The 24,340-nt window shown below is 47.2% G+C and carries 19 protein-coding genes; 5 read left to right on the top strand and 14 right to left on the bottom strand.

Features of this window, described 5'->3' with window-relative positions; genetic code table 11:
• Positions 1-186: 186 nt before the first annotated feature.
• The 3 genes from EIM92_RS09230 to EIM92_RS09220 all read right to left on the bottom strand — a co-directional run bounded on the left by EIM92_RS09230 (position 187) and on the right by EIM92_RS09220 (position 6,266).
• Positions 187-1,152, bottom strand: a complete 966-nt coding sequence (locus EIM92_RS09230) for a DUF1848 domain-containing protein (protein ID WP_125082399.1) — start codon at positions 1,150-1,152, stop codon at positions 187-189.
• Positions 1,153-1,911: 759 nt separating this feature from the next.
• Positions 1,912-5,139, bottom strand: a complete 3,228-nt coding sequence (locus EIM92_RS09225) for a cellobiose phosphorylase (RefSeq protein ID WP_125082398.1) — start codon at positions 5,137-5,139, stop codon at positions 1,912-1,914.
• Between the two features lie 122 nt (positions 5,140-5,261).
• Positions 5,262-6,266: a LacI family DNA-binding transcriptional regulator gene (locus EIM92_RS09220; protein ID WP_125082397.1), complete on the bottom strand. Its 1,005-nt coding sequence runs from the start codon at positions 6,264-6,266 to the stop codon at positions 5,262-5,264.
• Between the two features lie 195 nt (positions 6,267-6,461).
• Between EIM92_RS09220 and EIM92_RS09215 the strand changes: the two genes are divergently transcribed.
• Positions 6,462-6,812, top strand: a complete 351-nt coding sequence (locus tag EIM92_RS09215; RefSeq protein ID WP_125082396.1) for a hypothetical protein — start codon at positions 6,462-6,464, stop codon at positions 6,810-6,812.
• Between the two features lie 72 nt (positions 6,813-6,884).
• Here EIM92_RS09215 and EIM92_RS09210 read toward each other — a convergent pair whose 3' ends face one another.
• From EIM92_RS09210 to EIM92_RS09165, 10 genes are all read right to left on the bottom strand, one after another.
• Entirely contained in the window at positions 6,885-8,015 is a 1,131-nt protein-coding gene (locus EIM92_RS09210) for a Ger(x)C family spore germination protein (RefSeq protein ID WP_125082395.1), read from the bottom strand.
• A complete protein-coding gene (locus tag EIM92_RS09205; protein WP_125082394.1) occupies positions 8,012-9,112 on the bottom strand; it encodes a GerAB/ArcD/ProY family transporter in 1,101 nt (366 codons plus the stop codon). The genes EIM92_RS09210 and EIM92_RS09205 overlap by 4 nt, the downstream gene beginning before the upstream one ends.
• Positions 9,105-10,451 carry a spore germination protein gene (locus tag EIM92_RS09200; protein ID WP_125082393.1) on the bottom strand — a complete coding sequence of 449 codons (1,347 nt, stop codon included), beginning with the start codon at positions 10,449-10,451 and terminating at the stop codon, positions 9,105-9,107. The genes EIM92_RS09205 and EIM92_RS09200 overlap by 8 nt, the downstream gene beginning before the upstream one ends.
• A 132-nt stretch (positions 10,452-10,583) precedes the next feature.
• Positions 10,584-11,660, bottom strand: coding sequence for a diguanylate cyclase (locus tag EIM92_RS09195; RefSeq protein ID WP_164515059.1), 1,077 nt, complete (start codon positions 11,658-11,660; stop codon positions 10,584-10,586).
• A gap of 231 nt (positions 11,661-11,891) precedes the next feature.
• Positions 11,892-14,450, bottom strand: a complete 2,559-nt coding sequence (locus tag EIM92_RS09190; RefSeq protein WP_125082391.1) for a beta-mannosidase — start codon at positions 14,448-14,450, stop codon at positions 11,892-11,894.
• Positions 14,451-14,490: 40 nt separating this feature from the next.
• The gene (locus tag EIM92_RS09185) at positions 14,491-16,080 is read right to left on the bottom strand and encodes a response regulator (protein WP_125082390.1); all 1,590 of its coding nucleotides are present in this window, start codon (positions 16,078-16,080) and stop codon (positions 14,491-14,493) included.
• A complete protein-coding gene (locus EIM92_RS09180; RefSeq protein ID WP_125082389.1) occupies positions 16,061-17,824 on the bottom strand; it encodes a cache domain-containing sensor histidine kinase in 1,764 nt (587 codons plus the stop codon). The genes EIM92_RS09185 and EIM92_RS09180 overlap by 20 nt, the downstream gene beginning before the upstream one ends.
• Before the next feature lie 42 nt (positions 17,825-17,866).
• On the bottom strand, positions 17,867-18,709 hold the full coding sequence (locus tag EIM92_RS09175; protein ID WP_125082388.1) for a carbohydrate ABC transporter permease: 843 nt from the start codon (positions 18,707-18,709) through the stop codon (positions 17,867-17,869).
• A 15-nt stretch (positions 18,710-18,724) separates the two neighbouring features.
• Entirely contained in the window at positions 18,725-19,600 is an 876-nt protein-coding gene (locus EIM92_RS09170; RefSeq protein ID WP_125082387.1) for a carbohydrate ABC transporter permease, read from the bottom strand.
• A 70-nt stretch (positions 19,601-19,670) separates the two neighbouring features.
• Positions 19,671-20,984: an extracellular solute-binding protein gene (locus EIM92_RS09165; protein WP_125082386.1), complete on the bottom strand. Its 1,314-nt coding sequence runs from the start codon at positions 20,982-20,984 to the stop codon at positions 19,671-19,673.
• A 191-nt stretch (positions 20,985-21,175) separates the two neighbouring features.
• Here EIM92_RS09165 and EIM92_RS09160 point away from each other — a divergent pair, with 191 nt between their 5' ends.
• From EIM92_RS09160 to EIM92_RS09150, 3 genes are all read left to right on the top strand, one after another.
• Positions 21,176-21,514 (top strand): L,D-transpeptidase, encoded by a 339-nt coding sequence (locus EIM92_RS09160; protein ID WP_125082385.1) that lies wholly within the window; start codon positions 21,176-21,178, stop codon positions 21,512-21,514.
• A gap of 278 nt (positions 21,515-21,792) precedes the next feature.
• Entirely contained in the window at positions 21,793-22,485 is a 693-nt protein-coding gene (locus tag EIM92_RS09155) for a threonine/serine exporter family protein (protein WP_246021393.1), read from the top strand.
• A 24-nt stretch (positions 22,486-22,509) separates the two neighbouring features.
• The gene (locus tag EIM92_RS09150; protein WP_125085087.1) at positions 22,510-23,025 is read left to right on the top strand and encodes a threonine/serine exporter family protein; all 516 of its coding nucleotides are present in this window, start codon (positions 22,510-22,512) and stop codon (positions 23,023-23,025) included.
• Positions 23,026-23,100: 75 nt separating this feature from the next.
• Here EIM92_RS09150 and EIM92_RS23655 read toward each other — a convergent pair whose 3' ends face one another.
• On the bottom strand, positions 23,101-23,274 hold the full coding sequence (locus EIM92_RS23655; protein WP_164515058.1) for a hypothetical protein: 174 nt from the start codon (positions 23,272-23,274) through the stop codon (positions 23,101-23,103).
• A gap of 410 nt (positions 23,275-23,684) precedes the next feature.
• On the opposite strand from EIM92_RS23655, the gene EIM92_RS09145 reads away from it, so the two are divergent.
• Positions 23,685-24,338, top strand: coding sequence for a LemA family protein (locus tag EIM92_RS09145; RefSeq protein WP_125082384.1), 654 nt, complete (start codon positions 23,685-23,687; stop codon positions 24,336-24,338).
• Positions 24,339-24,340 lie beyond the last annotated feature (2 nt).

Here is a 24,340-nt window from a genome sequence, read left to right as displayed (position 1 = left end):
AGGAAGCGTTTGCAGTTTGGGTCAAATGAATAATGGCATGATTCTGTTGTCTCACTCACTTCGAAAACCAGCAAAAAGAGCCAAGAAGAACAATGACTATACATTATAGTCATTGTCTTCCTGGCTCATGCCCACATTCATGGTAACACGCCCTAAAACGCTTTCATTTGATTGTTGTTATCTTAATTATATAAGCCGTCCTCCCCCTTTTTTTATACGACCTATCTCTTTCCTAATCTCAAACTGCCCCTCATACGTATGAATTAACGCAGCACTATTCGGATTGTGCTTCTCTAACGTCTTGTTAACCGCACTTTCACTTTGAACGGCATAACAGTATACACAATTGAATTTACAAGTATTATAAACTCCCATATCCACGGATTCCGTGCATAAGCAAGCTCCGCGTTGATTATTATCTTTACGATAATTCAAATTTAAATTAAAAATACGCGATAGGAGAGAGGCATCTATACAGCTCCCATGTGAAATGCCGCAATGATCCAGATCCAAAGCTTCAGCACAAGTTTCAACCTGAATTTGATTTCTGGCCGCTATTTCACGAATTGCGTTTGCGAATTTCTCCAGTTCCTCTTTATGCTCAAGCATAGTGATATCTGAAACCGTGATCTGGTGTTCCTTTTCAAGCCTTTCTATTTTTTTCTCCGTTTTATTGTAAAAATCCATGAAGCTGATCACTAACTTGTGCGTATAACCTTTGAACTGGCTGGCTAAGTGCTGCAATTTATCTATATGATAGGAAATGGGTGTAATATTGCTTATCAGAATAGGATCGTAGCGCCAAACCAGCTTGTCTGCTCCAATTTTTCGGCTTAAAGCTTGAAAGGTATCGATTCTTTGTCCGACGGATGGAACGTAAGGCTCAAGAACTTTGGGATAATCGTTTAATGTAAACTGAAAGTAATAACGATAACCTTTTTCATCCAACGTATTTAAGTGTTTTATAAATGGCTTAGGATTTTTAGTCCAGAACACTATCGCGTCAACATCTTCAGGCTTCAGGCTAAATCCGCTGACTTGATTCGGGTTGAATGGATTGATCCTGTAGAAGTACCCCTCCTCGATCCGTTTCATAAACCATTCACCGAAAAAAGCCGGAATATCTGTTCTTCTGCTGGCACTGATAATCATACGACTACTCCTTGCTACCATAAATTTAAGTGGCTTAAGCTAGTTCACCTCATTAACCATCGCCTCGTAAACGCCTTGCCTGGAACGTCTGAATTAGAATGTCTGGATTCGTAGTTTGATTGGAAGTTTGATTGGAGGTGAGGTTGGAGGTTTGATTAGAAGTTTGGTGGATCTGCAATTTATGCCTAGCTGCTTGAGACAAGTCAGCATTTTACATGGATTTCATGTATCTAATGCTGCTCTAAACGAATGTTTCAAGGATTAGATGGATTTGACGTGCCTAAAATCAAGAATCCTGCCATGATTGGCCACTTCCCGTCTTTTAACGACATGAAATCCACCTAAATCTGCCTACCCTCCTATATTTCAATAATTAACGACTATAAATCCATTTATAAATGCTGAACTCATAAATTGTGCCGATCCAAGTGAACCTTAATTATTACATTACCATATTAAAGAATAGTTATACCAAGAAAGTTAGATCTAGCCATTTCTGCAAAAGACAAATGAGAGAGAAGAGCGAGGGGCCGCAAGCTGTATTCCGGGGATCTCAGGCAGCACTCTTTTGCTCATACCAGTTCTCGGAATAAAATACGGAATAATAACAGAAAGGACGTGACTGGACTGCGCGTATATAACGCACATTATCCAGTACACGTCCGATCAGGATTCCAGTATACGTCCTAAAAATTACCGCGACATACCGCCAAAGGTTAACGCCAAATCAACCTGCCTCACCGAAGCGGTTATTACAAGTTACTTCAAATAAACATGAATAGCCTCTACTGTGCCATTCCGGACTTCATGCGCCAGTTCGCCAGTTATGACACCACCTGTGATGTCAGTTGCACTGCCATCCTTCTTCACCACTTGCATCCGCTCAACCACTGCGGAATCGACGCCGAATGTATCCGCCTTGCGTGGATTATGGTAAGTCACTTGCGTGCTGCCGAGGAACTTGAAGGTGACTTCCCCTTGCTCGTTGAACAGCCAGCCTGGCAATGTCGGATCGAGAGCAAGCTGCAGTTGACCGTCCTTCACGCTGAACGCCTGAGTGCCTATCATCATTTTAATCCACATGCTGATAAATTCCGCAGTCGATCCGCTCAAGCGGGCGACAAAGCCGCGGCCGTGTACATGAGGATCGGGATTGACGCTCGTGGCGATAAATGACGAGTTCTCTAGCGTGCTACGGCCGTATACCGCAGGATCAAGGAACGGAATCAAGGATGTTTTCATTTCCGCAAAAAACTGCTCATACAGCCCGCTCTTGAGCAGCGCCAATAAATACTTATAGGTCATATGAAGGAACACGGATTCCCGCTCCAGCCAGCCTGGCGTAAACGCCCGAATCCGGCCAATTTCCTGAGATTCGCCATCAAGACTTACCGAGGTTTTGTACATTTGGATTTCCTTGTCGTACAGATCGCTTTTCCGAATCAGCTCATATACTTCCTTGGCTTGATTTTTATCATTTATCGTCTTCAGCCAACGTGTAGGCCCTTCAAGGAAATGCGGCAGCGGCTTCGCCTCGAATTTCTTAACGATAACCTTGGGAAGGCCGTAGCCGCTAATGACAGGCTTGCCCTGCGCATCTGTAACCGGCTCATATTCAACCGCATCAAAGACGAAATAAGTCGGTGTCAGACCATCCCCCAGCTCAATAGCCCGTTTGATGCCTTGATCGATCTTACTTAGCATTTGCGTGTAAATACGCCCTAGCTCGCCCAATGAAATTTGCTGCAGTTCACCGCTAATGCCAAAACGGATGTCATCCCTATATTGCTCGCGTACGGAGGCGACTTGATCCCAGTAATCGAACTGCTCAAGCTGACCGTCCAAATTACGCTGCAATAGCTGGCTAACCTGAACGAGCAGCTGGTGCATTTCTTCTGGTAGCCCGATCTTCTTATCGCCGTAAGCCTCGCTCGCCTCAATCACCAGATTTACGATACGCTTCAGTTCGAACGTCTCACTCATACCGGAGCCGAATAATCCTGGCAAGCCGTTCATCGCATCGTTCCAACCCGGCTTATCGCCTTCCATTTCTACGCCCATGCCATAAGGATCAAGTGTTGCGAACTTGTTCAACGACAGCGAGACTAACTTAACGAGCAAATTCGTACGGAATATCCCGCCCTCTCCATGCTTGGTCTTCAGCCAGTTCGTATCATTGAGGGACAAGCCGAATTTCTGCATTTTTTCTTCATCGTGCTCCAACGCGCCATATTGACGAACTTTGTCTCCATTGATCACGTATTTCTCGCTTCGAGGAAGCACTCGGGCTGGACTGTCGAAGAACGTATACACCTCTTCCCCGAACAGCAGTTCCTCTCTGCGATCCGGGAAAATTTCCAGATAACCGTCTACCAGATCCATGTTGTACGTCCAGTGATCCGACCAGTAGCCTTCGCGGAAAGCAGCTTCAATATTTTGTTCTGAGAGCGACAGAATTCCCGTCAGAATCTCTTCCTCGCCCCGTTTTAAACCCGCATCCTTGTCTGCCAGTAAGGAAACGACTTTGCCCGGCGTATACTTGCCAAGGCACAGGACAAGCAATTGGTCCACAATTTGAGGGTTCGATACTGAAGTCTCTACCCACTCCTGAAGCTTGGCAGCCTGCTCCTTTGGCACCGTAAAGCTCGTTCCTTCTACGCCAAGCGGGTTGTAGCCATCAGCCTGAATCAAGCTGAAGAATGTCACGATATTGAACGTACCAACGCGCGGGTTGAAATAGATATCATTCCGACGGTTCTGGTTCGCGTCGCGGAAATTCCCGTTCCCTTGAGAATAGTATTCCGGCTCAATGGAGAAGAAATTGTAATCCCGCTCCAAATCCCCATGTTTACGGGAGTACAGGTGAATGACGAACCCATCCCGGCCATTCTCGAAAAGAAATGGATAGCCGCCGCGCAGGAAGTTATCCAAATAGCTTTGTCGGCAATAAGCATCGAATAATGGCGTCGACGTCTGGGTAGCGATATCTTCAGTCAGTTGATCAGTCAATTGCCCGGCTTCCTTCTGCTTAGCGGCAATATAAGCCGGGGTGGAAATCGCTGGAGCTTTCTCATTCAAGCGCTCCACGCTGTCGATATGCCCAATAATTGTATGCAGCGTAGTTGTCTCTCCTGGTGCTAACTGAGCGGATACTCCTGTGAAGCCGCACGGCACCTTATTTGTGCAGTACTCCTGCTCCGCCATTAGCTCAGCGAGAGAGCGCTCCGCAAAGCAATCCGGATAGGCGAGGGACGTATTGTCGCCAAAAATAATCTGGAAGTCGACAATCGGCTTGATGATTTTGCCGTCCTGGTCGAACGATAGATAGAAATGGCCGCTCTGCACCTCGCTGACCTCCGCGCTATCGTTCGTGCTGGACCGCACGCGGTAATAAGGAATGTTATTGTCCAGATTATACACTTCCATCCAGCTTCGTAGCAGATTCCCTATTTCCTTGTACCCTGCGTTATCTACGCCATAAGGAAGAATTTCCGGCAGGCCATCCAACAGCTCCAGCTTTACCGGCTGCCCCGATATATTCGTAATCTCCACTTTTCGAACCAAAGCAGCATAATCATCATTCGGCATCTGAAAATAAGTGACCTTAACTGCAATGCCCTGCTTCTTATTCACTTCCTCGATCCCGATCTCATTTGGCAGAATCACCATCTTCCGCTCCGCCGCAGCATCTGGAGCCGCACTTTGGAATGGCTCATAGATATCCTCAGCGCCTTCTCGTTTAATGAAGGTTCTGAAGCCTTTGGAAGATACCGATTGGTAAGTAATGCTCGCCGGGGAGAACTCCATAATCGGGCTGTTCTTATCACGAATTCCGAAGCTGCAGACCGCTTGCCCCCGATTAACATAGAACGTCCACATCGGAATCCCCTTTAATCCTGCCAAACCGGGGAGAAAGCTTGAGAATGGCTTCGCTTTATCAAATTGCTTGATGACAAAAGCATTCTGATCAAAAGAATAGTTAGACATACTGTTGACCTCCAATAAATTATTGTTTTCAGCCCATCCGATATTCAAGAGACTTCCGCATAGCAGAAGGGTCGAAACCGGTTTCGATTTATTTCGAAAAACAAGCCAACCCATAAGAGGAACTACAATGGGCGGCATGAATCGCGTATGACCAGTTCGACGGGAAGCAAATCTCGCTGCAATTCTTTATGTCCTTCTATTGAATAGATTAACATGTCAGCGGCCCTGCTGCCAAGTCTATATGTGTTTTGGCGGATCGTTGTCAGAGCAGGCGTTAAATATTTTGCCATTTCAATATCATCAAAGCCGATAACAGAGATGTCTTCAGGTACGGATAGCCCCTGCTCTCTCATGGCTATCATCGCACCGACGGCCAGATTATCCCCAGCAGCAAACACGGCTGTCGGTCTATCTGCCAATTGCAGCAGCTGCCCCATCGCCTTCCGTCCGCTCTCCACGGTAAAATCATAGCTTCCCTGAACGATGAATTCAGGACAGATCGATAATCCGTGACGCTGCATCGCTTCCTTGAATCCTTGCATCCGCTTCTCTCCCGCAAAGGAATGTCCGCCTCCAATATAGGCAATGGAACGATGGCCCAGCGAATATAAATAATCGACGGCAAGCTCACATCCAATAATATTATCCGAATAGATCGTGCTGGCGTGCTCCAGGTCGGAGTCCAGCAACACGCAAGGGATGTCCGCCTCCACCAGCTCATGAAAGTAGGGGTCCGAATAATCGGGCAAAATCACGACAATTCCGTCAACGCCTCGTATTTTACAATGCTCCAAATATCCGCTCGGTTTGCCTCCGATATCCTTCGTAATAAACATCAGATCATAGCCCTTGGAGGTAGCCACCTTCTTGAATCCCTCAATTACACCGCCAAAATAAGGATGCAGTAGCCCTGCTCCCGATGATTCATTAAACAATACGCCGATCGTCCAGGATCGCTTGGTCGTCAGCGACCGGGCATGCGCATTCGGAACATACCCCAACTGCTGTGCCGCCTCTAGAATTTTGCGGCGTGTCTTCTCGCTAACATCGGAATATCCGTTAAACACTTTAGATACTGTGGTCGGCGAAAAGCCCGTTAACTTGGCAATATCATAAATCGTAGTCAATCGTTCTCTCATCTCCTGGTACATTCATCCGAGCAAGCTCATATACGGGGTCAAGCAAATTGTAGTCGTCTCTGCTGCATCAAGTCAACTACAAAAAAAATTGAACATTACTGTTTGAATACCAGGATCTAGGGTAAACTCCAAGTAAGACCTCAGCTTCATGCAGGCACAACTATAACTGTGGAGGGATTCCCTTTGACTGAAGAATCAGAGTTCCCTAAGACAAAAGCCGCTGATCACGAGTATGAACGTTACGAGATATTAAGAGAATATCGTCCGGAGAACGACATTCCCGGCGATGATTTGCTACCGCATGATACCCGTATTACCCAGACTCTCAGCGAAGATGACTCCGGTGATAATTTAGATGCAATAGCGGACAACAACAACAACAACAACGACAACGACTTTCCAGATATCCCCGATGCTGATGAAATTTCAGCAAACAGTCCGGTGGATCCGGCAGCCCCAGACCCGAACGCGATGCCTGGCATCGATGTCTTAAATGGCTATAGCGGGGAGGAACATGATTCTTCCCGTTCCTAAATGTTAACAAAGACCTCTCCGTCAGATTCCTCTGCCCGGGAGGTCTTATTTGCTTTCGGCGAAGTCAGATCCTTAATGGATCATCCCCGAGTACTTAATTTCCACATCAGCTTTAACCCTGAATTCAAGCTGGGGATATATTTTCTCCCAGTCTTCAATCTCCGTGGCATTATTCCAATTCAAAGCCATATATCTTAAACCCCAGCCTAGCGGATCCAACCCGGTTCCATGGACTTTAACGAGAAACTTATTGATATCCTTCTCCCATTTTTCACTAGCCACTTTTGAAACCTCTCGAAGAAGGGAGCCCGTCGTCTCAACGTCCTGGTTGTTATCCTCTAATATCGCTCGGCCCCCAACATAATATTGAACAATTGTCTTACCCTCTTTGGAGGTAATCAATTTAAATTTTGCATGCGTCGACTCCATATTGTAGCTATAAATAACACCATCCTTTTCAGCGAAGAAACTGGTTCGCAAATTTTGTGTCATAAGCAGGTTATAGAGCCGGGTTTCATCAGGCGTCAATTCAGCACGCGCTCTCTTTTTATCCAGCAGGACTGACTTATTAATAAGGATGGCCTCCTCCCCATCTTTTTCAACCAAAGGCAGAATAGGATCTAACCCCTGCTCTGACAAATGGCGTCTAAAGTTGTATGAGAACATGCCTACGATAAAAGGAGACTCCGTCCCCTCTCTCCCTAAGCTTAAAATAAGGGAGTATGCAGGAACACGTTCACTCTTGGGATGCAAAGACAGCACTTCCTTCGCACTAGGCCGAGCTACTCCATTATAGGCGACCAACTGAATATCTCTGCGTCGAACCATCCAGTCACTAATTTCAGATATACTCTTCTTGGCATAGCTTTCGCCGAATAACAACGTTTTGCATTGGCTGAAATCCAATTCCTTATCCACCTTTGACTTCAACAAACGGATGGCCTCCGGAATAGTGTTAGAAACTTGCGAGATGATCACCGCTTCCTGATCTCTTTTTGACGGATCACCTTCTGGAATAGCAAGCTTCAACGTCACCTCGATCAAATTTTGATTGTCCTTCCCCTCGTCGGTCGGGGCAGAATCTATTCCGAAAGCGAGGACAAACGACCGCCGCTCCACATCTTTTAGTTGGCAGCCCGTAAGCATGATCCCACAAGTACATAGCACTATAATTAGCAATGTAGTATACAGCCTTCCTCTCATGCCCTCTTTTTCCTCCTCCGATACACAACGAACATCGTGGCGACAAACAGCACTTCTCCGATCAGACGAACATTAAGAAACCATTGTCCGAATATGCGCAGAATATCTTCATCAAACCAATACTCCATTCCTATTGTACCCAAGGCCATCGGGGCAAGAACCCACCAATCCTTATTCGAAGCAGCTTTCAACTCTTTTGGCTTTCTTTTGACAGATATGGCTTTCACAATTTCTAACGCATTATGCCATTGAATGACCGCACTAACCAAAGTTAAGGATAAACAGGTGAAATAGAATATAAACAGCACGCGCTCCACAAGAAAAAATTCACTGCGAATGGAATCAGCTGTGGAGAACCACTTATATACCTGATCCTCCACGCCAATCGTCCCATGATATCCTATAGGAACAAGCAGGGTAACGAGTAGAACCAATAATCCGGATATGGGGATCAGCCATAAATGTCTGGGCTTCAGGCTACTAAAAGCACGATTAAAAATAGCCAGATTGACATAGCCCGTGAAAATAAACGTCGCCCCAGCAATCGATTCATAGTTCGGCGCAGTCCAGAGATGAGTAATGACCTGCATAACCGCATCCCAGCTAAAATTTGGATTCACCAGAGCTTTGATCAGCATATAGACCATCAGAGGAACGTTGATAATAATAGTCGTCTCAAGAGCATACAGGATCGATTCCGTTTTAAGCCGGCTGCACAGGGTAACCAGCAGTAAAAAGAAGATGATTACAACTAACGGGGAGGCGTCAGGGCTTATATAGCGCCGCGTAATGTCAGCATAAACAGCTAAATTAATGGCACCGGCTTCATACCATAGGAACGCGAAAAAAATGAGCAGGGGAACACCTATCATTTTGGGAAGGCTGCCATAAAAAAGCTCGGGCAGACCTTCCCCGGGAAAATTGCTGATCAGCTTTATAAAGCTGACCAGCAATCCTGTTCCTATGATGACCGAAATGAAAATGGACATTAAAGCGCCCTCAAATCGATGTTCGATGAGGACTCTGGGAACAAAGTGAATGATGTTAATCAACGCATTGATCAAATACAAGTAGTAAAAATATTTTTCCTTAACCATTTTGCTGGTCTCCCTTGCCTTGTTTACCCTCTATAGCAAAGATCTTCATATATGGCTTCCCGAAGCTGCGTATCTCAGACAGATACATGATAAGTCCGATCATGCTCACCACGATGCCAATCAAACCGAATATAGCCGCAAAAAAAATAAAGAAATACTTAAGCACCCTAACGGTAAAGGCCATCATATTCAGCGGAATTACAAAATTGGAGATGGCTACCGCCGAAACGATAATGATCATGATATTGCTGACCAGCCCGGCCTGCGTTGCCGCTTGACCCAAAATAAGACCTCCAACCGTTGTAGCAGTGGGTCCGATCGCTTTGGGAAGCCGTAAACTCGCCTCAATCAGAAATTCCATCATAAGCAGCATCAAGCCCACCTCCACAAAAGACGGATACGGCACGGCCGCACGGCTTCCCGCAATGAGGAGTGTAATCTGTACCTTCAATATTTCTGGATTATAGGAAGTGAAGGCGACGTAAAAGGCAGGGAGGGTAACCGTAATGAATAATCCGACATAGCGGATAATTTTCATGAACCATCCAACTAAAGGAACCTGGATTTTATCATCCATGGCCGTAAAGAAATCATTAAATATGCTAGGGGCAATAATGGCGTAGTCCACGGTATCCATAAGCAAGGCCACCTTGCCCTCAGCCAGATTAAATACAACCCGGTCGGGTCTCTCCGTTACAATTGTCGTCGGGAACATGCGATACTTACGCTCGCTGAGATATTTCTCCAATTCACCCGCAGACTGCAAAATATCAACTGAAATCTTGGATAATCGCTTTCGCATTTCCTCCAGCACTTCCCTGTCCACCCGGGAAGCATCGTACATGACAGCCACCGTAGTCTTGGACACATTGCCGATCGTTATGGGCTCTATCTTCAAATCCTTCGACTGATAGCGGCGGCGAATCAAATTCATGTTGGTTTCGATGTTCTCTGTCAGCGCATCATTCGGCCCCTGCACTATCGCCTCAGTGATGTTTGCAGAGATTCCGCTATACTCGGTCTTCTTCGCATCAAATAGATAACTGTTGGCTTCAATTCGAATATAAATGTAGCCTTTTAGAACGAATTCTAATACCTTCTGTTTATCCTGTGACTTTTCGCAGCCCGGGAATGTAGCTATATAACTCTCGTAAGCTGGCAAGTCCATCTCATAAGAAGGTACGACAATGAATCGTTTCACCGTATCCGAATCGCTTAAACTCTTCATAAATGCAATTTTTATGGATTTCCCTAAAGATCGTTCTTCAAAATCCATCGTGTCGGACAATTGCTCAGACAGCCATTCCTCCACCCGTTGCTCAGTGCGCTTCGTTGGCATAATAAATATCCTTTCACCTATACTCAGTCCGGTTATTTTGCCAATGAAACGGTAAAATCATACATTATATTCAATTTGTTCTTCCTATTCCTGCACATCAACCTAATTTTCCGCATAAAAAAAGGCCTGGCGTTAAGCCCGCCAAACCTGATTTCTCCCCGATTTCTTTGCTCTATACAATGCCCGATCCGCCATATTGAGCAACTGCTCTTCGTCGATGTCAGGATATGTTGCACTTCCTGCGGAAATAGTCAAATGAAGCACCAGTCCCTGCGGCAGCAAAAAGGGCTCACTCTCCACATTGTGCCGTAATCGCTCAGCAATATGAACAATCTTCTCCTTATCGCAATTATCCACAATAATAACGAACTCTTCACCGCCTTTACGGGCGATTTCATCCCCAGGGCGAAAGGTATCTCTCAGCAGATCAGCAAGCTGAGATAATACCGCATCCCCCGCCGCATGTCCGTATGTGTCGTTCACTTTTTTAAAATGATCGATATCGACCATAAGCAGAGTAAATGGAATTTGATAGCGATGGAAGGAATCTATTTTTTGCTGCATCAGCACTTCAAATGCTCTGGCATTATACAATCCCGTCAGAAAGTCGCGATGGGCGGCTTCTCTCAATATGCGAAGGGAGTCGCCCGACTTCTGTAAATATTGCAGCATCGAATAAGTAAAAATTCCTCCAAGAGCGACAATCATACTAAAGATCACGATCGCTTCTGTACTAGAATCCCCCTCCAGCGTGAAGTAAAAGGCGATGTCCGTGGCCAATATGGACAGAGATAGCGCGGCTAACCACCTTTTGAAAGAAAGCTTGCGGTGTTGAATAAAGAGAAGGGCGATGATCAGTGTGAATATGGCATTAATGCCTCCTCCGAAAATAGAGACCTGACTCACCCCTTGGAGGAAAAACATGCGATAAATCGAGATGATAAGCGTCGCTATTCCTCCCGACGTAAATCCGCCCAAGTATACCGAGATGAGTATCGGCAGCTGGCGGAAATCGGCGAATACATCGTCTGTAATCGGAAAGGTAAAATACATGTGTACAACACCAAAAAAGCCCAAAGCAAATCCCAATACAATGCGCCTGCCGCGATCCTTAAAGCTGCTTTTCAATAAATATTTGGTCCGGAATATATTTCCTAAAAACAAAAAGGTCGTTAGAGTCGTAAAATTATTGACCAAACTCTCAAACATCGAAGATCCCTCGCTGCACATACTTAATTGTCGTCTTCTCGAAAGGATGAGATACCCTAGAATGATGTAAGCATAACACATAATCGACATATAAAAGATTAAAATTCGCTAAAATTCGCTATCATTCGACAAAACAAAAACAACACCCAGTAACATACTGTAACCAGGTGTTGCATAATATAATCTTTACTTGTTTATTTAGACGAGCTACACTCCTAAACTCCATTCCCTTCAGCCATTCAGCATGCTAACTTGCAGTTGATCCAGCAGCACAGTCCCGCCATCCAAATGCCGAATATGAACCGTCTTGCTCTCGCCCGGCAGCAGATCGAAATAATTGTCGCTGAACCTTACATGGCCTTGCGGCAAATCCAAAACGACCATTCGTGCCAAATGATCCTTCGCCGTGATGCTTACCCTCTGCTCCTGCTCATCAATTTCAACCTGCAATGAAGCGGGGGGCAGATCCAAATCCTTCTGATCACGCAAATAGTATAAATTGCTCGGAGCAACAAAGCCCTCGGAGGATAACTTAACCACTACCTCGTTGGCCGGTCTTCCGCCAAGCACCTCGCTTTCCACCAAGCTGCCGAGCTGAACGGCCGCATTGCCAGGAAGGACAGCAGGGAATTCTTGGCTATATACCTCTGTTCCAGCATAATCATACACCTTCAGCACAACCTTGCCCTCATAAGCCTCCAATGTATCATTGACGACCCAAATCTGAAGCGGCTGCCCAGCGTCATGATGAATCGACAGCAACAAGGGATGATAAAACTTCTTCATATAATAATAGGAGGCTTTCGGCAACAGCTCATAATCAATAACAGACCAACTCGTCCCCGGCCAGCTGTCATTGAGCTGCCACACCAGGGTTCCGCTCGTTCGGCGTTTATTGCGGCGATAGTGCTCGATGCCGTATTTTAAGCCTTCAGCTTGCGTCAACATGGAAAATTTCATGTACTCCTCAATCGTCTGCGGAATACCGGTATAGCCCTCCATGAGCAAAATCCCTTTCTGGTGATTCGTATCCTTATTCCGATACGCCATTTCCACGCTGCCCCAGTAAAATTCACCTTCGGGTATATTTTTCTCCAAGGTATGCCGATTAGCGGAGGCATGCATTCCGAATTCACTGCTGAATAAGGTGAAATCCTTTTTATAATTTTTAAATGTAACCCCTTCTACACTATAATCGAGCAGCGGTGCCTCCCCGGATTTGCGCGGGTACACGGAGCCGTGCCATACCTGCCAATTATGGCGATCTCCAATATCCGGATCATTAGCATCATTGCCGCCAAATGGCGAAGATGGCCAATAGGCCCGGCTTCCATCCAGCTCCTCCAGTACTTCAGGAATCAGCTCATGGTAGATGCTCTCGCCGTAGAACGGGCAAGTAATATCCCCGCCGGAAGATTTCATGTCATACAGCCAGTCGATTTCGTTATTGCCGCACCATAACGCTAGAGAAGCTCGATTACGCAGCCGTTTTACGTTATAGATCACTTCGGCTCTGACATTGTCCATAAAGTCGCGGTTAAAGTCCGGGAACAGCGCATTTGCAAAGGCAAAATCCTGCCAGACTAACACGCCAAGCCGGTCGCATTCGTCATAGAACACGTCCTTCTCATAAATCCCGCCCGCCCATACGCGAAGCATGTTCATATTGCAATCAACAGCGAGCTCGATCAAATGACGATACCTCTGATCGGGAGCCGCTCCGATAAAATGATCAACCGGAATCCAGTTTGCTCCCTTGGCGAACAGCTTCACCCCATTCAGCACAAAGGCGAAGGATGATTCTCCAGCTTCATTGTGCAGCTCCAATTCAATGGTTCGAATTCCGAAGCGCTGCTGATAGAAATCGACCTGCTGTCCCCCGACAAAAAGCCTCACCTCGAGGTTGTATAAATAAGGCTCCCCTAAATCATGCGTCCACCAGTAACGAGGCGCATCCACATGCAAATCCTTCGTTACCTTCTTGCCCTCCACAGGCTGACGAGAGCTGGCTACTTCGTCACCAGACTCGCTCAGTAAACGGATTTCACATTCCATCTGTGGTAACTGTGACAAGGTGCCGTATAACGAATTCGCGCCATAAGAAAGTCGCTTGTTGCGATAAGCCTTCACATCGACGTCGACCCGCACGGTTGCTTGAGCCTGATCCGCTGTGATCGTCCGAGCGTATACGCCATCAATCTTCGCTCTGATTCGCCGTTCAATCGTCACCTTGCCCCAGATGCCAACGGTAACCATGCGCGGCCCCCAATCCCAGCCGTAATTCATCGCGGCCTTACGAATCCAGGGGCGCTCCTTCGTATAGGAAGACCACTGGAACTGTTCCTTGTCCTGATGATGCAAATGTAAGGGATCAAATTTCACAGCGATACAGTTCCAGCCGCGTCTCATGACGCGAGTGACATTAAATGTATGCGCCATAAGCATATTGCTTGTCGCTCCAATCTCATGGCCATTGACATATATCGTAGCATACGTATCCAGCCCGCCAAACGTCAGCTCCAGCTGATGATCATCCTCGCCCTCCGGCCAAGTATAATCAAATCCGATGCGATACCACCATTCCTTCTGCTCAATCCAGCGGCTCTTGGCATCGTTATGTCCGAAATACGGATCATCGATGATGTTCCGTTCAATCAATGCGGAATGAACGTCGCCCGGCACCTGCGCCGTAATCCAGAATCGATCATCAAGACCCGGCGATGCAATATCCATAGGCTTCACTTGACCGACATCAAAATGCTGTAGTTGCCACAGTCCTTCAAGCTCCATGCCTCTCTCCCCTTTCGACGAATATGATACTAAATTATGTCTACATTCCATGCGGCTCTAGCTTCAACGTAGGATCATCACGAAATTCGCTAGGCGTCTTCCCCGTATGCTTTTTGAAAATTTTACTGAAATATTTGACATCCTCATACCCGACTTGTGAAGCAACTTCACTGATCTTGGCCGGGGATACGGATAAAATTTCCATCGCCCGGCTCATTTTCCTGCGACTGACGAAATCGCCAAAGGTCATCCCCGTTGACTTCTTAAACACCTCGCTCAGATGATTCGGATGCAAATGCACATGCTTAGCCACCTGCTGCAAGCTGACATCCTGCTCCAATTGCTCCTCGATAAAGGCCATCGCTTTATGAACATGCGCTGTCTGTCCTTCCGCATGCTGGGTATGATAAGTCTTCATCACCGAATAGAGATGCTGGAATAGCGCGTCTTGAGGAATAATGACCTCTCCGCGCTTCAAATGAAACGGTGCAGGGGGATGGTCCAGTTCCAGCTGCTTCTCTCTCCCGGTAGCCGTAAGCACTCGTTCAAGCCAGCGGTGCGCGGCAATCACAACCGAATGCAGGCACGCAGACAGCGATTCCAGCGTAGCATTCGGATCCTGTCGCTGCTCCTTGATAAACCGCTGCACCCAGCTTTTCAAAGCGATGAGATCCCCCTCGAGCAGGATGGAGGATAGCTCGATTTCCTCCTCATACGTGCAGACGGTTTTACCGCCCTTGCGCTGCTTGATCTCCTCATAGCTGCACATTTTATGATCGATGATGACCTGGTAGCCAAACGCCTCGTCAGCGGTCAAATACGACTCATGCAGCTTTTCCAGTTGAAATACCGGCTGTCCAATAGCAACGAAGAGCGTACATTTCATCATCATCTCAATATGGCGAATTGCTTGGCGGTATGGGACGTCAATGTCGTATTTTCGAGGGTCGAGGTATACAGCAGCCACGATTCGTTTCTTTTGGATCATCGTCGTGCAAGTCAGCAAATCGCTCAGCAGATTTTCAACGGCAAAGAGCAGCAAATTTTCCGATTGCGAATCGTTCCAGCCGTCTGCGGCAATAATCAGCACCTGCTTCTTCCAGTTCTGGATCTGCAGTTCATCTATAGATGACGGCAGGAAAAGCGGATCTGCCAGAGCCCTGCCGTCTTCCGGCTGACCATCTACGGTCCACTGCTCAAACGAGCGGCTGATCTCTTCTTTTTTATGATGATAATTCTGGCTTTGGGCAGCCCAACGCTCCTGCACGCGCCGCTTCGCTTTGAGCACCGTCTTGATGATTTCCTCCGGTCTGCTCGTCTTCAATAAATAGTCGCACACATCCTGGCGGATCGCCTGCTGCGTATAGACAAAATCATCGTGCCCGGACAAAATGATCACCTCGATATCCGGGTTGATCCGTCTGGCCTCTTCCGCCAATTCCAGACCGGACATCCCGGACATCCGAATATCCGTCAGCAATATATGCGGCCGCTCCCCCGGTATCCGCTCCAACGCTTCCTCCGCCGAGGCAGCCGGGGACAGCAATTCGATTCCGATCTCATGCCATTTTATAACTTGAGCCAGCCCGGTTCTAATAATCACTTCATCGTCAACTATCATGATTCTCATCGTATTCCTCCAGAATCGGAATTGAAAAGGACACTCTTGTTCCGACATGCAGCTTGCTTTCGATTTGAAGCCTAGCATCTGAACCATAATGCAGTATAAGCCGTTCATTAACATTGCGCAGACCATAGCTTGCTAGGGTTGTCAATCGCGCTTCCGCTTGTTCTCCATTCGGCTGTAAGTTAGCCCGAACCGCTGCCAGCCGCTCCTCGGTCATGCCGATGCCGTCATCCAATACCAAGAAGCTCATGACGTTCCCCTTTTGCTCCAAATATACGGTGATCGTGCCGATCCCCTCTTTTTTCTGGATACCGTGAATCAGCGCATTTTCCACTAAAGGCTGCAGCAGCAGCTTCAGCATATATTTGTTTTGCAAGTTCTCATCGATGATGAAATCGATATTGAATTTGTCGGGAAAGCGAATCGCCTGTACCTGTGCGTAATTTTGAATGTGGGCCATTTCCTGCCGTACCGGATAAAACTCCTTGCCTTGGTTAAGGCTGATCCTCAAAAAATCGCTCAGTGCCTCGACCATACCGGCAATGCGCTTCTCATCGGCCATGAGCGCAATCCAGTGAATCGAGGACAAGGTGTTATACAAAAAATGCGGGTTAATCTGGGCTTGCAGCGCCAGAATATCGGCCTCCTTTTTCCTCGCCTCATTTCGGATCAGCTCCGCTTTCAGCTTCTCGATATGTCTGCCAAGCATGTTGTAGCTCGCTCCCAGCTTGCCGATTTCATCGCCCGAATCCGCCGGGAACAGTGGAAGCGGAGCTTCCGGGTCAATCTTAGCCAGCAAGCGGGTCAATAGCCGTAGCGGATTCATTACACGCTGGACGACAAACAGAATCAAGCCAACGCTGATCATAACTGCGAGCGCTACAGCCGCGATCGTTAACTGCAAAATGTAGCGATTTTGGGCACTGTACTGCTCGTAAGGAATAAAACCGATCAGCATCCAGCCGACGCTGGGCTCGCGAAAATGCAATATTGTCTGCTTACTCGCTCCCTCGCCGTAGGTTGTGCTCCCGTAAAGGCTGGCACTAAACTGGTCAATAACCTTGGGATACAGCTCATCCAGCGGTTTCGACAGCCAACCCTTCTCAGTCGCCGACAAAATATGCCCATGCTCATTGAGAAGTGCGACCTGTCCGCTCCCTTCCCCCAGTTTAGGCTGCGACCAATATTGCGATATCGCCTTCTCGTCGATACTGATCGCCAGCCAGCCGAGATCGCTGTAATTATGCGTACTGCGCAGTGGGCGAATAAAGGTAATGACATTTTTAAGACCTGAATAGTCCTTGACCTGATACACGCCGGTCCACATCTTATCCGTTACCTTGCGAATATTAACCTGATTGGGCAAATCGGATTCATACAGCGTCGCCGTGGACATCGTATCCGGGAATTTTCTTGAAACGATCGAAATATCAGCAATATAGCTTTTCGAGCTGGCCAGGTTCATCATCATGCCTACAATTCGCGACTTTACCTTCTCATCCTCGTTCGCGGCGCTTAGATACTGCTGCACATCGCTTTGGCTGATCAGAAACAGCGAGATGTTCTCAACGTCCTGAATAATGAATTTAAGATTCCCGTCCATTTGTCTTAAGGTCTCAATACCTGACAGCTTCGTCTTCTCTTCCGTTACCCTTGATGAGGTAATGAATGCGAAGGAACCTAGAAATAGCAGAGGGATCAGGATGGAAACCAGCATCATAATTGAAAGTTTTCGCCGTAAAGACATTCCATCCACCACCCCATGTTGTCATTATCAATATTCGAACGGCTATCCTTTGACGGCGCCCGCCGTCATGCCTTTCATAACTTGCTCCTGGAAAATCAAATACATGATTACCGTTGGTATTACCGATATGGTCATTCCCGCCAGCGTCAGACCGTAGTCTGTCTGGTAGCCGTCGGCAAAATTAGCGATGCCTAGCGGGAGAGTTTTCAGACTCGTCTTGCTAATGAACACAAGTGCAAATGAGAAGTCATTCCAAGAGTGCAGGAAGCTCAGTATCGTCACCGTAGCCAAAGCCGGCAATGACATCGGCAGGATAACTTTAAGGAATAGGCCCCACACCCCTGTGCCATCGATGAAAGAGGCTTCCTCAATATCCTTCGGAATTGACATTAAGTAAGCGGACAGGACAAAGATCGCCGTCGGCAAAGCAAATGCTGTGTAAGGTAGTATGAGTGCCCAATACGTATTCAAAAGCTTGATTTGTTTCAGGAGTATAAATAGCGGTACTAACGTGCTATGAATCGGAATCAACATCCCGACGACAAAGAAGGCCATGATCATGCCTTTCCTGCGAAACTCAAACCGGGCCAATACGAAGGATGCCAATGCCGCGATAAACAATGTCACGACAAGCGATCCCAACGATACAATCAATGAGTTCATGAATGCCGTGCCTAATTTGGCACTTTCCCAGGCCCGGGTGAAATTCTCCCACTGCCAGTTCATCGGCAGTCCGAATGGACGATTATAGAAGTCTTCATTCGTCTTGAATGCACTAATAATCAACCAAAAAAAAGGATATATCGTAACGATACCATATGCGATTAATAATGCCCAAAATATTGATGATCTTCCTTTTCTAATACCTAACATTGCACTGCTCATGATCTCTCCCCCTCCTTATTTCTTGCCTCTTCTACTGGTCAGCCACTGGCTTGTTCCGATGAGCAGCAGACTGATGACAACGATTGTCGTCGATATGGCACTACCAAACCCATATCGATAGGAGGTAAAGGTAGAGTTGTACATATAGGTAGCCAGCAGCTCCGTCGCGTGCGCCGGGCCACCTTTGGTCATAATATATACAAGGTCGAACGACTTCAAACTGCCAGAGATGCAAAGAATAATCGCCACCTGAATCGTTCCCCAAATCATTGGAATGGAAATGCTGACGAGCTTTCTGAGACCTGAAGCTCCGTCGATTTTGGCGGCATCATGCACTTCACCCGGAATATTCTGCAGCGCGGAAATAAAGATGATGAGATACAGTCCTACAAAGCTCCATATCAGCGGCGGAAGGAGCGAGTAGATCGCGATTTTATTGTCCGATAACCATTGCAGCTTCCAGCTCTCCAGTCCGAGGGATTCTAGCAGAAAGTTCAGTATACCGATTTGCGGATGGTAGATGTACTGCCAGATCATCCCGATCACCACGGTAGACAGCACCATGGGCAAAAATATAGCGGATCGTAAAAAACGCTGAAGCATATTGCTTTTATGCAAAAGAACTGCCAGCACGAGCGCAATAGGCACTTGACCAAACACGGCGGCAAGCACGAAAATGAAGTTGTTTTTCAGCGACCGCCAGAATACGGGATCTTGCATAATTTCGATGTAGTTTTTAATGCCGATAAATTTAGCCTCTCCGATGCCTGACCAATTAAAGAATCCGTAATAGGCCGACCAAATCACGGGCACGAACACAAACAGGGCATAGATTAATAATGCAGGCAGAAGCGCAAGAACGATAAAATTCCGGTGACTTCTTAGGTTCATTGGGGTTCACTTCCTTAAAGGGTAAATATGAGCCCTCCTATGCAGGAGGGCCATTGCATCATCTATTCGTTTATTTGCCGAGCGCGCCTGCTTGGGCATCTTGAATTTTCTTGGCAATATCCTCCGGGTTGCCGCCCATGAGCAGCTCTTGCAGCCCGTTGTTAATCACCTCAACGGCAGCGGAGCTCAGCTTCGAGTCGTAGACTGGGTTAATCTTCACGTTCTTCATCAGTTCATACAGCTCTATGAAGAGTGGGTGAGCCTTGCTTGTATCCAGCTCGATGTTATAGCTGACTAGCGTACTGCTGTCCAATGTCGCTTTTTGCCCCTCTGGGCCGCCTAAGGCGTAGAGCAGTTCAAGAGCAGCATCTTTTTTCGCTCCGGTCAATTTTTTACTGACACCGAGGCCTGTGCCTACTACACCTGATGTCGAATTCGGATCGCCTTTACCGCCTTCCACCGGAGGTAAGATCATAATATGCGTGTTATCCAGCACTTCCTCCGGTGCATTGTTGACGAGATTAGCCAGCGCCCAACCGCCGTTCATGAACATCGCCGATTTCCCCTGGGAGTAAAGCTGCATCATTTGCGTCTCATCAATGCTGTTGAATCCTTCCTGGAAAGCACCGATGCTCCCGAGATTTTGCATGACTTTCAAAGCTTCGATAAATTCCGGGTCTGTAAACTTAGCCCCGTCTTGTTCAACTGCTTTCAGGAACCATTCTGTTCCCGTAACACGGTCGCCAATTGTACTGAATATGGTGGATTGTGCTACCCAGTTCGCTTTGTTACCCAGCGCCATAGGAATAACGCCCTTCTCGTTGAAATGCCCGATCGCCGCCTCCAATTCAGCCCAGGTTGTCGGTACCTTTACGCCATGCTCGTCAAAGATAGCTTGGTTGTAATAGATGAAGGAGCTTGGCGCCAGATTCATCGGCACGGAATAAATGGCTCCATCAACGGTGTAACCATCAAGTGCGTTTGGAATGAAGTTGTCTCTCCACTCCGGCTTGCTATCAATGAACTCATTAATCGGCTGCAGCAAATCGCCCTTCACAAACTCCTTCGTCATCGCATCAGGCCACATCACGAACAGGTCCGGCATTTCATTCGCTGCCGCTACTGTTCTTAGCCGCGTCTTCAAGCCGTCCGTTGGGAGACCTTCATCCTCCAGCTCGATCTCAGGATGCGCTGCTCTGAAATCCTCCATCAGTTGTCTCATCGTGACGGCTTTGGCATCCTGCCCAGTCCAGTTATGCCAGATCGTCAACTTCACCTTCTCCGGCGCCGCTTGCCCGTTTTCGGCAGTCTCCTTTGCGCCGCAGCCTGCCAGTACAAGCGCCAGGATGGATACTAAAGCCATAAATTTATAACTTATTTTCATTTCATGACCTCCCTTGTTTGTATACCCCTATTGTAGTGATAGCGTTTACAGTTCGTAAGGGGATAATCATAAGCTATAGGGTAGAATATGATCGGGTTGCCGGACATTCGAGCCTCCACAGGAATATATATATGATGTGTTGTATCGTCGGCTTTTGAACACGTGCTATAACTAAGTAGGAGGAATCCGCTATGCCCAATTATCGAATTATTGTTGATTTATCGGATCGGCAATTGTATTTGCTGGATGGAGATACCGTTGTAAGAGCCTTCCCTGTTGGTATCGGTAAAATGCTTACACAGACCCCAACCGGGGAATATGCCATCATCAATAAGCAGCCTAATCCCGGCGGCCCATTCGGAGCGTTCTGGATGGGACTATCCAAGCCCCATTATGGGATTCATGGGACGAACAATCCTTCCTCCATCGGTCACGCAGTATCTCATGGCTGTATTCGTATGTATAACCAAGACGTGCTGACCCTCTCTTCACTTGTGCCTGTTGGAACAAGAGTAACAATTCGACCGTAGTCGGGCAGTGCGAGCATGGCCAGAAGTAGATTTAAAGCCTAATTAAGGATGATCATGATATAATGAACACAGTAATAACTAGAGGTGAAGAGACGATGTCCAAAGCGGACGTGAGTACAAATCAGGACATAATTGATACCGAAGGCCATGCTGCGCACAGCCAGACCACTGTTCAAGAAATCATGGAAACTGAAGCAAGCGAACATGCAGCCGGGCATGCGGCAGTTGAGCAAGAGCATTCCGACCCGGCTGACCTTTGTCTATTGGCTGGAAAAATCATGCTGCAAAGCGGGGCAGAAACCTACCGCGCTGAGGATACAATGGCTCGCATGGCCGAAGCTATGGGGCTTGAAGATTCCCACAGTTTTGTCACCCCTACCGGAATCATGTTCCAAGCCAGCGAATCGCAGTCAGCCAAGCTGGCTCGCATTATTGAACGGACGACCGATTTACAAAAGGTAGCTGCCGTAAATGATGTATCGCGTAAGCTGGGAAGTAGGGACATTTCCCCTTCTCAAGCACATATTCGGCTGATGGACATTAATCGGGCCGGACACGAATACGCGGTACTTCTACAAATTGTCACCGCCGCTGCAGCCAGCGGCTGCTTCACGTTTATGTTCAAGGGAAGCATGGCTGACATCATTCCCGGTATTCTATGCGGAGGGGCAGGTTTCTCCATGTTTCTCGCCCTGCACCGATTGGTCAAAGTTAAATTTTTTGCGGAATTCTCCGCTTCGTTTATAATCGGGCTGTTGGCTGTTATTTTCGTTGCGTTAGGAATGGGGCAAGAGCTGGATAAAATAATTATCGGCTCCGTCATGCCCCTTGTACCTGGGCTCCTTATTACAAATGCTGTAAGGGATTTGATGGCTGGTCATTTGGTCTCAGGCTTGTCCCGGGGAGCCGAAGCTTTTCTCACCGCCTTCGCTATCGGCGCGGGTATTGCTGTAGTAGCCACTATTTTTTAGCTGGAAGGAAGTTGAATTCACGTGATGGCATCACTGTCTCCAATATCAATTATCCTACACCTCATCACTAGTTTTATCGCTTCCGCTGCCTTCGGCATTCTGTTTAATGCTCCAAGACGAATGCTTCTGCAATGCGGTCTGGCTGGGATGATGGGATGGATCACCTATATCCTGCTCGCCACGCGGCTAGATGTCGTCTTCGCTACTGTTGTGGCAACATTTATCGTCGGTGTCATTAGCCAATTGTTCGCCAGATTACACAAGAAACCGGTGATTATTTTCAGCGTCTCAGGAATCATTCCGCTCGTTCCCGGAGGGCTTGCCTATGATGCCATGCGGCAATTTGTAGAGAGTGAATACAACCTCGCCATTCAGCTTGCGGCTAAGGCCTTACTGATCTCTGGCTCCATAGCCATTGGGCTCGTCTTGTCGGAAGTCATTAACCAAATGATCATCAAGCTGGCCAGATTGCGGCGACCGGCGAAATCGGAAATTAAATTACCACTATCCCAGCCACCAAAAGATAAACCCTCTCAATAACCAATAGAGGATATGCAGCGAGTGCATATCCTCTACGGTCGTCATACTTCCCCATTTTCATGCTGTATTCAATAATTACAATGATTTGCCGCTTAACTCGAATTCTGTCTGATGCAGCTCTTTAATCATTCGTCGGAGGAAATGACTCTCTTGATCTTTCAATCCATATTGGTTCTCCTTGGCGAGCATTTTCCCTATCTGTCTTCTTAACAGCTCATTACGGCGCTCCAACACTTCATTATAAGCCAAGCTTAAGTCAACTCCTCAGTATATTATTTGAAAAACATCTCTAATTATAAAGTGTTGCTCCTCAAAGGGAAAACGCAGTGAGACTGCATACTTCTACTTAAGTCAGTGTTACCTTCATGCTCATCATCCCTGTACCTCGCATTCATAAACATCCGCACAAATGCTCGCTTATCATCCATATCCCTGCCATTTCATGTAAACACTCATGTAACGGCTTAGCTTGTCATGACCAATAATCCATAAAAGCCTATCCAGAGTTTAGCTGCCAAGCAAAGTAGTTTGTCTTCCAGCATGTAAAAATCGACTGCAAAAATTTGTTTAGTTTTTAGAAATAAAGCACAGGGTATAAAGATAAGTAATAACAAAACAACAGGTCATCCCCACACACATAAGGATAGGAGGAACAACTAATGAATTTAAAGGGAAAAGGCTGCCTCATTCCCATCGTGATCGTCGCAGCGATAATTCTCATCGGCGTCACCCTATTTGCGGGAAATTACAATAAGTTCATGACCTCCGAGGAAACGGTAAACCAGCAATGGAGTAAAATTGATGTGCAATTGCAGCGGAGATACGATCTCATTCCCAACCTGGTCAACACCGTCAAGGGCTATGCCGAGCATGAAAAAGAAGTGATTCAAGCGGTATCCAACGCACGGGCTGCGCTGGGCGGAGCACGCACCCCCGATGAGCTCGCTGCGGCTGACCAACAGCTTCAGGGCGCACTCAGCCGACTGCTCGTTGTCGTAGAGAATTATCCGACACTGAAGGCAGATGCTCAGTTCACCCAGCTCATGGATGAACTGGCTGGAACAGAGAACCGCATCGCTGTTGCCCGGGGCGACTATAACAATGCAGTTGCAGAATACAACAAACTCGTTCGCCGTTTCCCTGGTGTATTTATCGCGCGAATCATGGGCTTCAGTGAAAAGCAATATTTCGAGACCACACCAGAATCAAGAACCAATCCGGAGGTTGATTTCGGAACCGAGGATACTTCATGGATTCCCGCGCTGCGGCCGGCTCTCTCTCAGTTAGCTTATCTTATACCGGAAGGTGAATGAGC

This window comes from Paenibacillus lentus, from assembly GCF_003931855.1.
GTDB lineage: Bacteria > Bacillota > Bacilli > Paenibacillales > Paenibacillaceae > Fontibacillus > Fontibacillus lentus.
Note: the sequence above shows the minus strand (reverse complement) of the source record. Positions and strands in the feature narration are given on the sequence as shown.

Coding starts and splice junctions, on each gene's coding strand:
- EIM92_RS09230 (WP_125082399.1), bottom strand. CDS start 1,152: ATGATTATCAGTGCCAGCAGAAGAACAGATATTCCGGCTTTTTTCGGT.
- EIM92_RS09225 (WP_125082398.1), bottom strand. CDS start 5,139: ATGTCTAACTATTCTTTTGATCAGAATGCTTTTGTCATCAAGCAATTT.
- EIM92_RS09210 (WP_125082395.1), bottom strand. CDS start 8,015: ATGAGAGGAAGGCTGTATACTACATTGCTAATTATAGTGCTATGTACT.
- EIM92_RS09205 (WP_125082394.1), bottom strand. CDS start 9,112: ATGGTTAAGGAAAAATATTTTTACTACTTGTATTTGATCAATGCGTTG.
- EIM92_RS09200 (WP_125082393.1), bottom strand. CDS start 10,451: ATGCCAACGAAGCGCACTGAGCAACGGGTGGAGGAATGGCTGTCTGAG.
- EIM92_RS09195 (WP_164515059.1), bottom strand. CDS start 11,660: ATGTTTGAGAGTTTGGTCAATAATTTTACGACTCTAACGACCTTTTTG.
- EIM92_RS09190 (WP_125082391.1), bottom strand. CDS start 14,450: ATGGAGCTTGAAGGACTGTGGCAACTACAGCATTTTGATGTCGGTCAA.
- EIM92_RS09185 (WP_125082390.1), bottom strand. CDS start 16,080: ATGAGAATCATGATAGTTGACGATGAAGTGATTATTAGAACCGGGCTG.
- EIM92_RS09180 (WP_125082389.1), bottom strand. CDS start 17,824: ATGTCTTTACGGCGAAAACTTTCAATTATGATGCTGGTTTCCATCCTG.
- EIM92_RS09175 (WP_125082388.1), bottom strand. CDS start 18,709: ATGAGCAGTGCAATGTTAGGTATTAGAAAAGGAAGATCATCAATATTT.
- EIM92_RS09170 (WP_125082387.1), bottom strand. CDS start 19,600: ATGAACCTAAGAAGTCACCGGAATTTTATCGTTCTTGCGCTTCTGCCT.
- EIM92_RS09165 (WP_125082386.1), bottom strand. CDS start 20,984: ATGAAAATAAGTTATAAATTTATGGCTTTAGTATCCATCCTGGCGCTT.
- EIM92_RS09160 (WP_125082385.1), top strand. CDS start 21,176: ATGCCCAATTATCGAATTATTGTTGATTTATCGGATCGGCAATTGTAT.
- EIM92_RS09155 (WP_246021393.1), top strand. CDS start 21,793: ATGCTGCAAAGCGGGGCAGAAACCTACCGCGCTGAGGATACAATGGCT.
- EIM92_RS09150 (WP_125085087.1), top strand. CDS start 22,510: ATGGCATCACTGTCTCCAATATCAATTATCCTACACCTCATCACTAGT.
- EIM92_RS09145 (WP_125082384.1), top strand. CDS start 23,685: ATGAATTTAAAGGGAAAAGGCTGCCTCATTCCCATCGTGATCGTCGCA.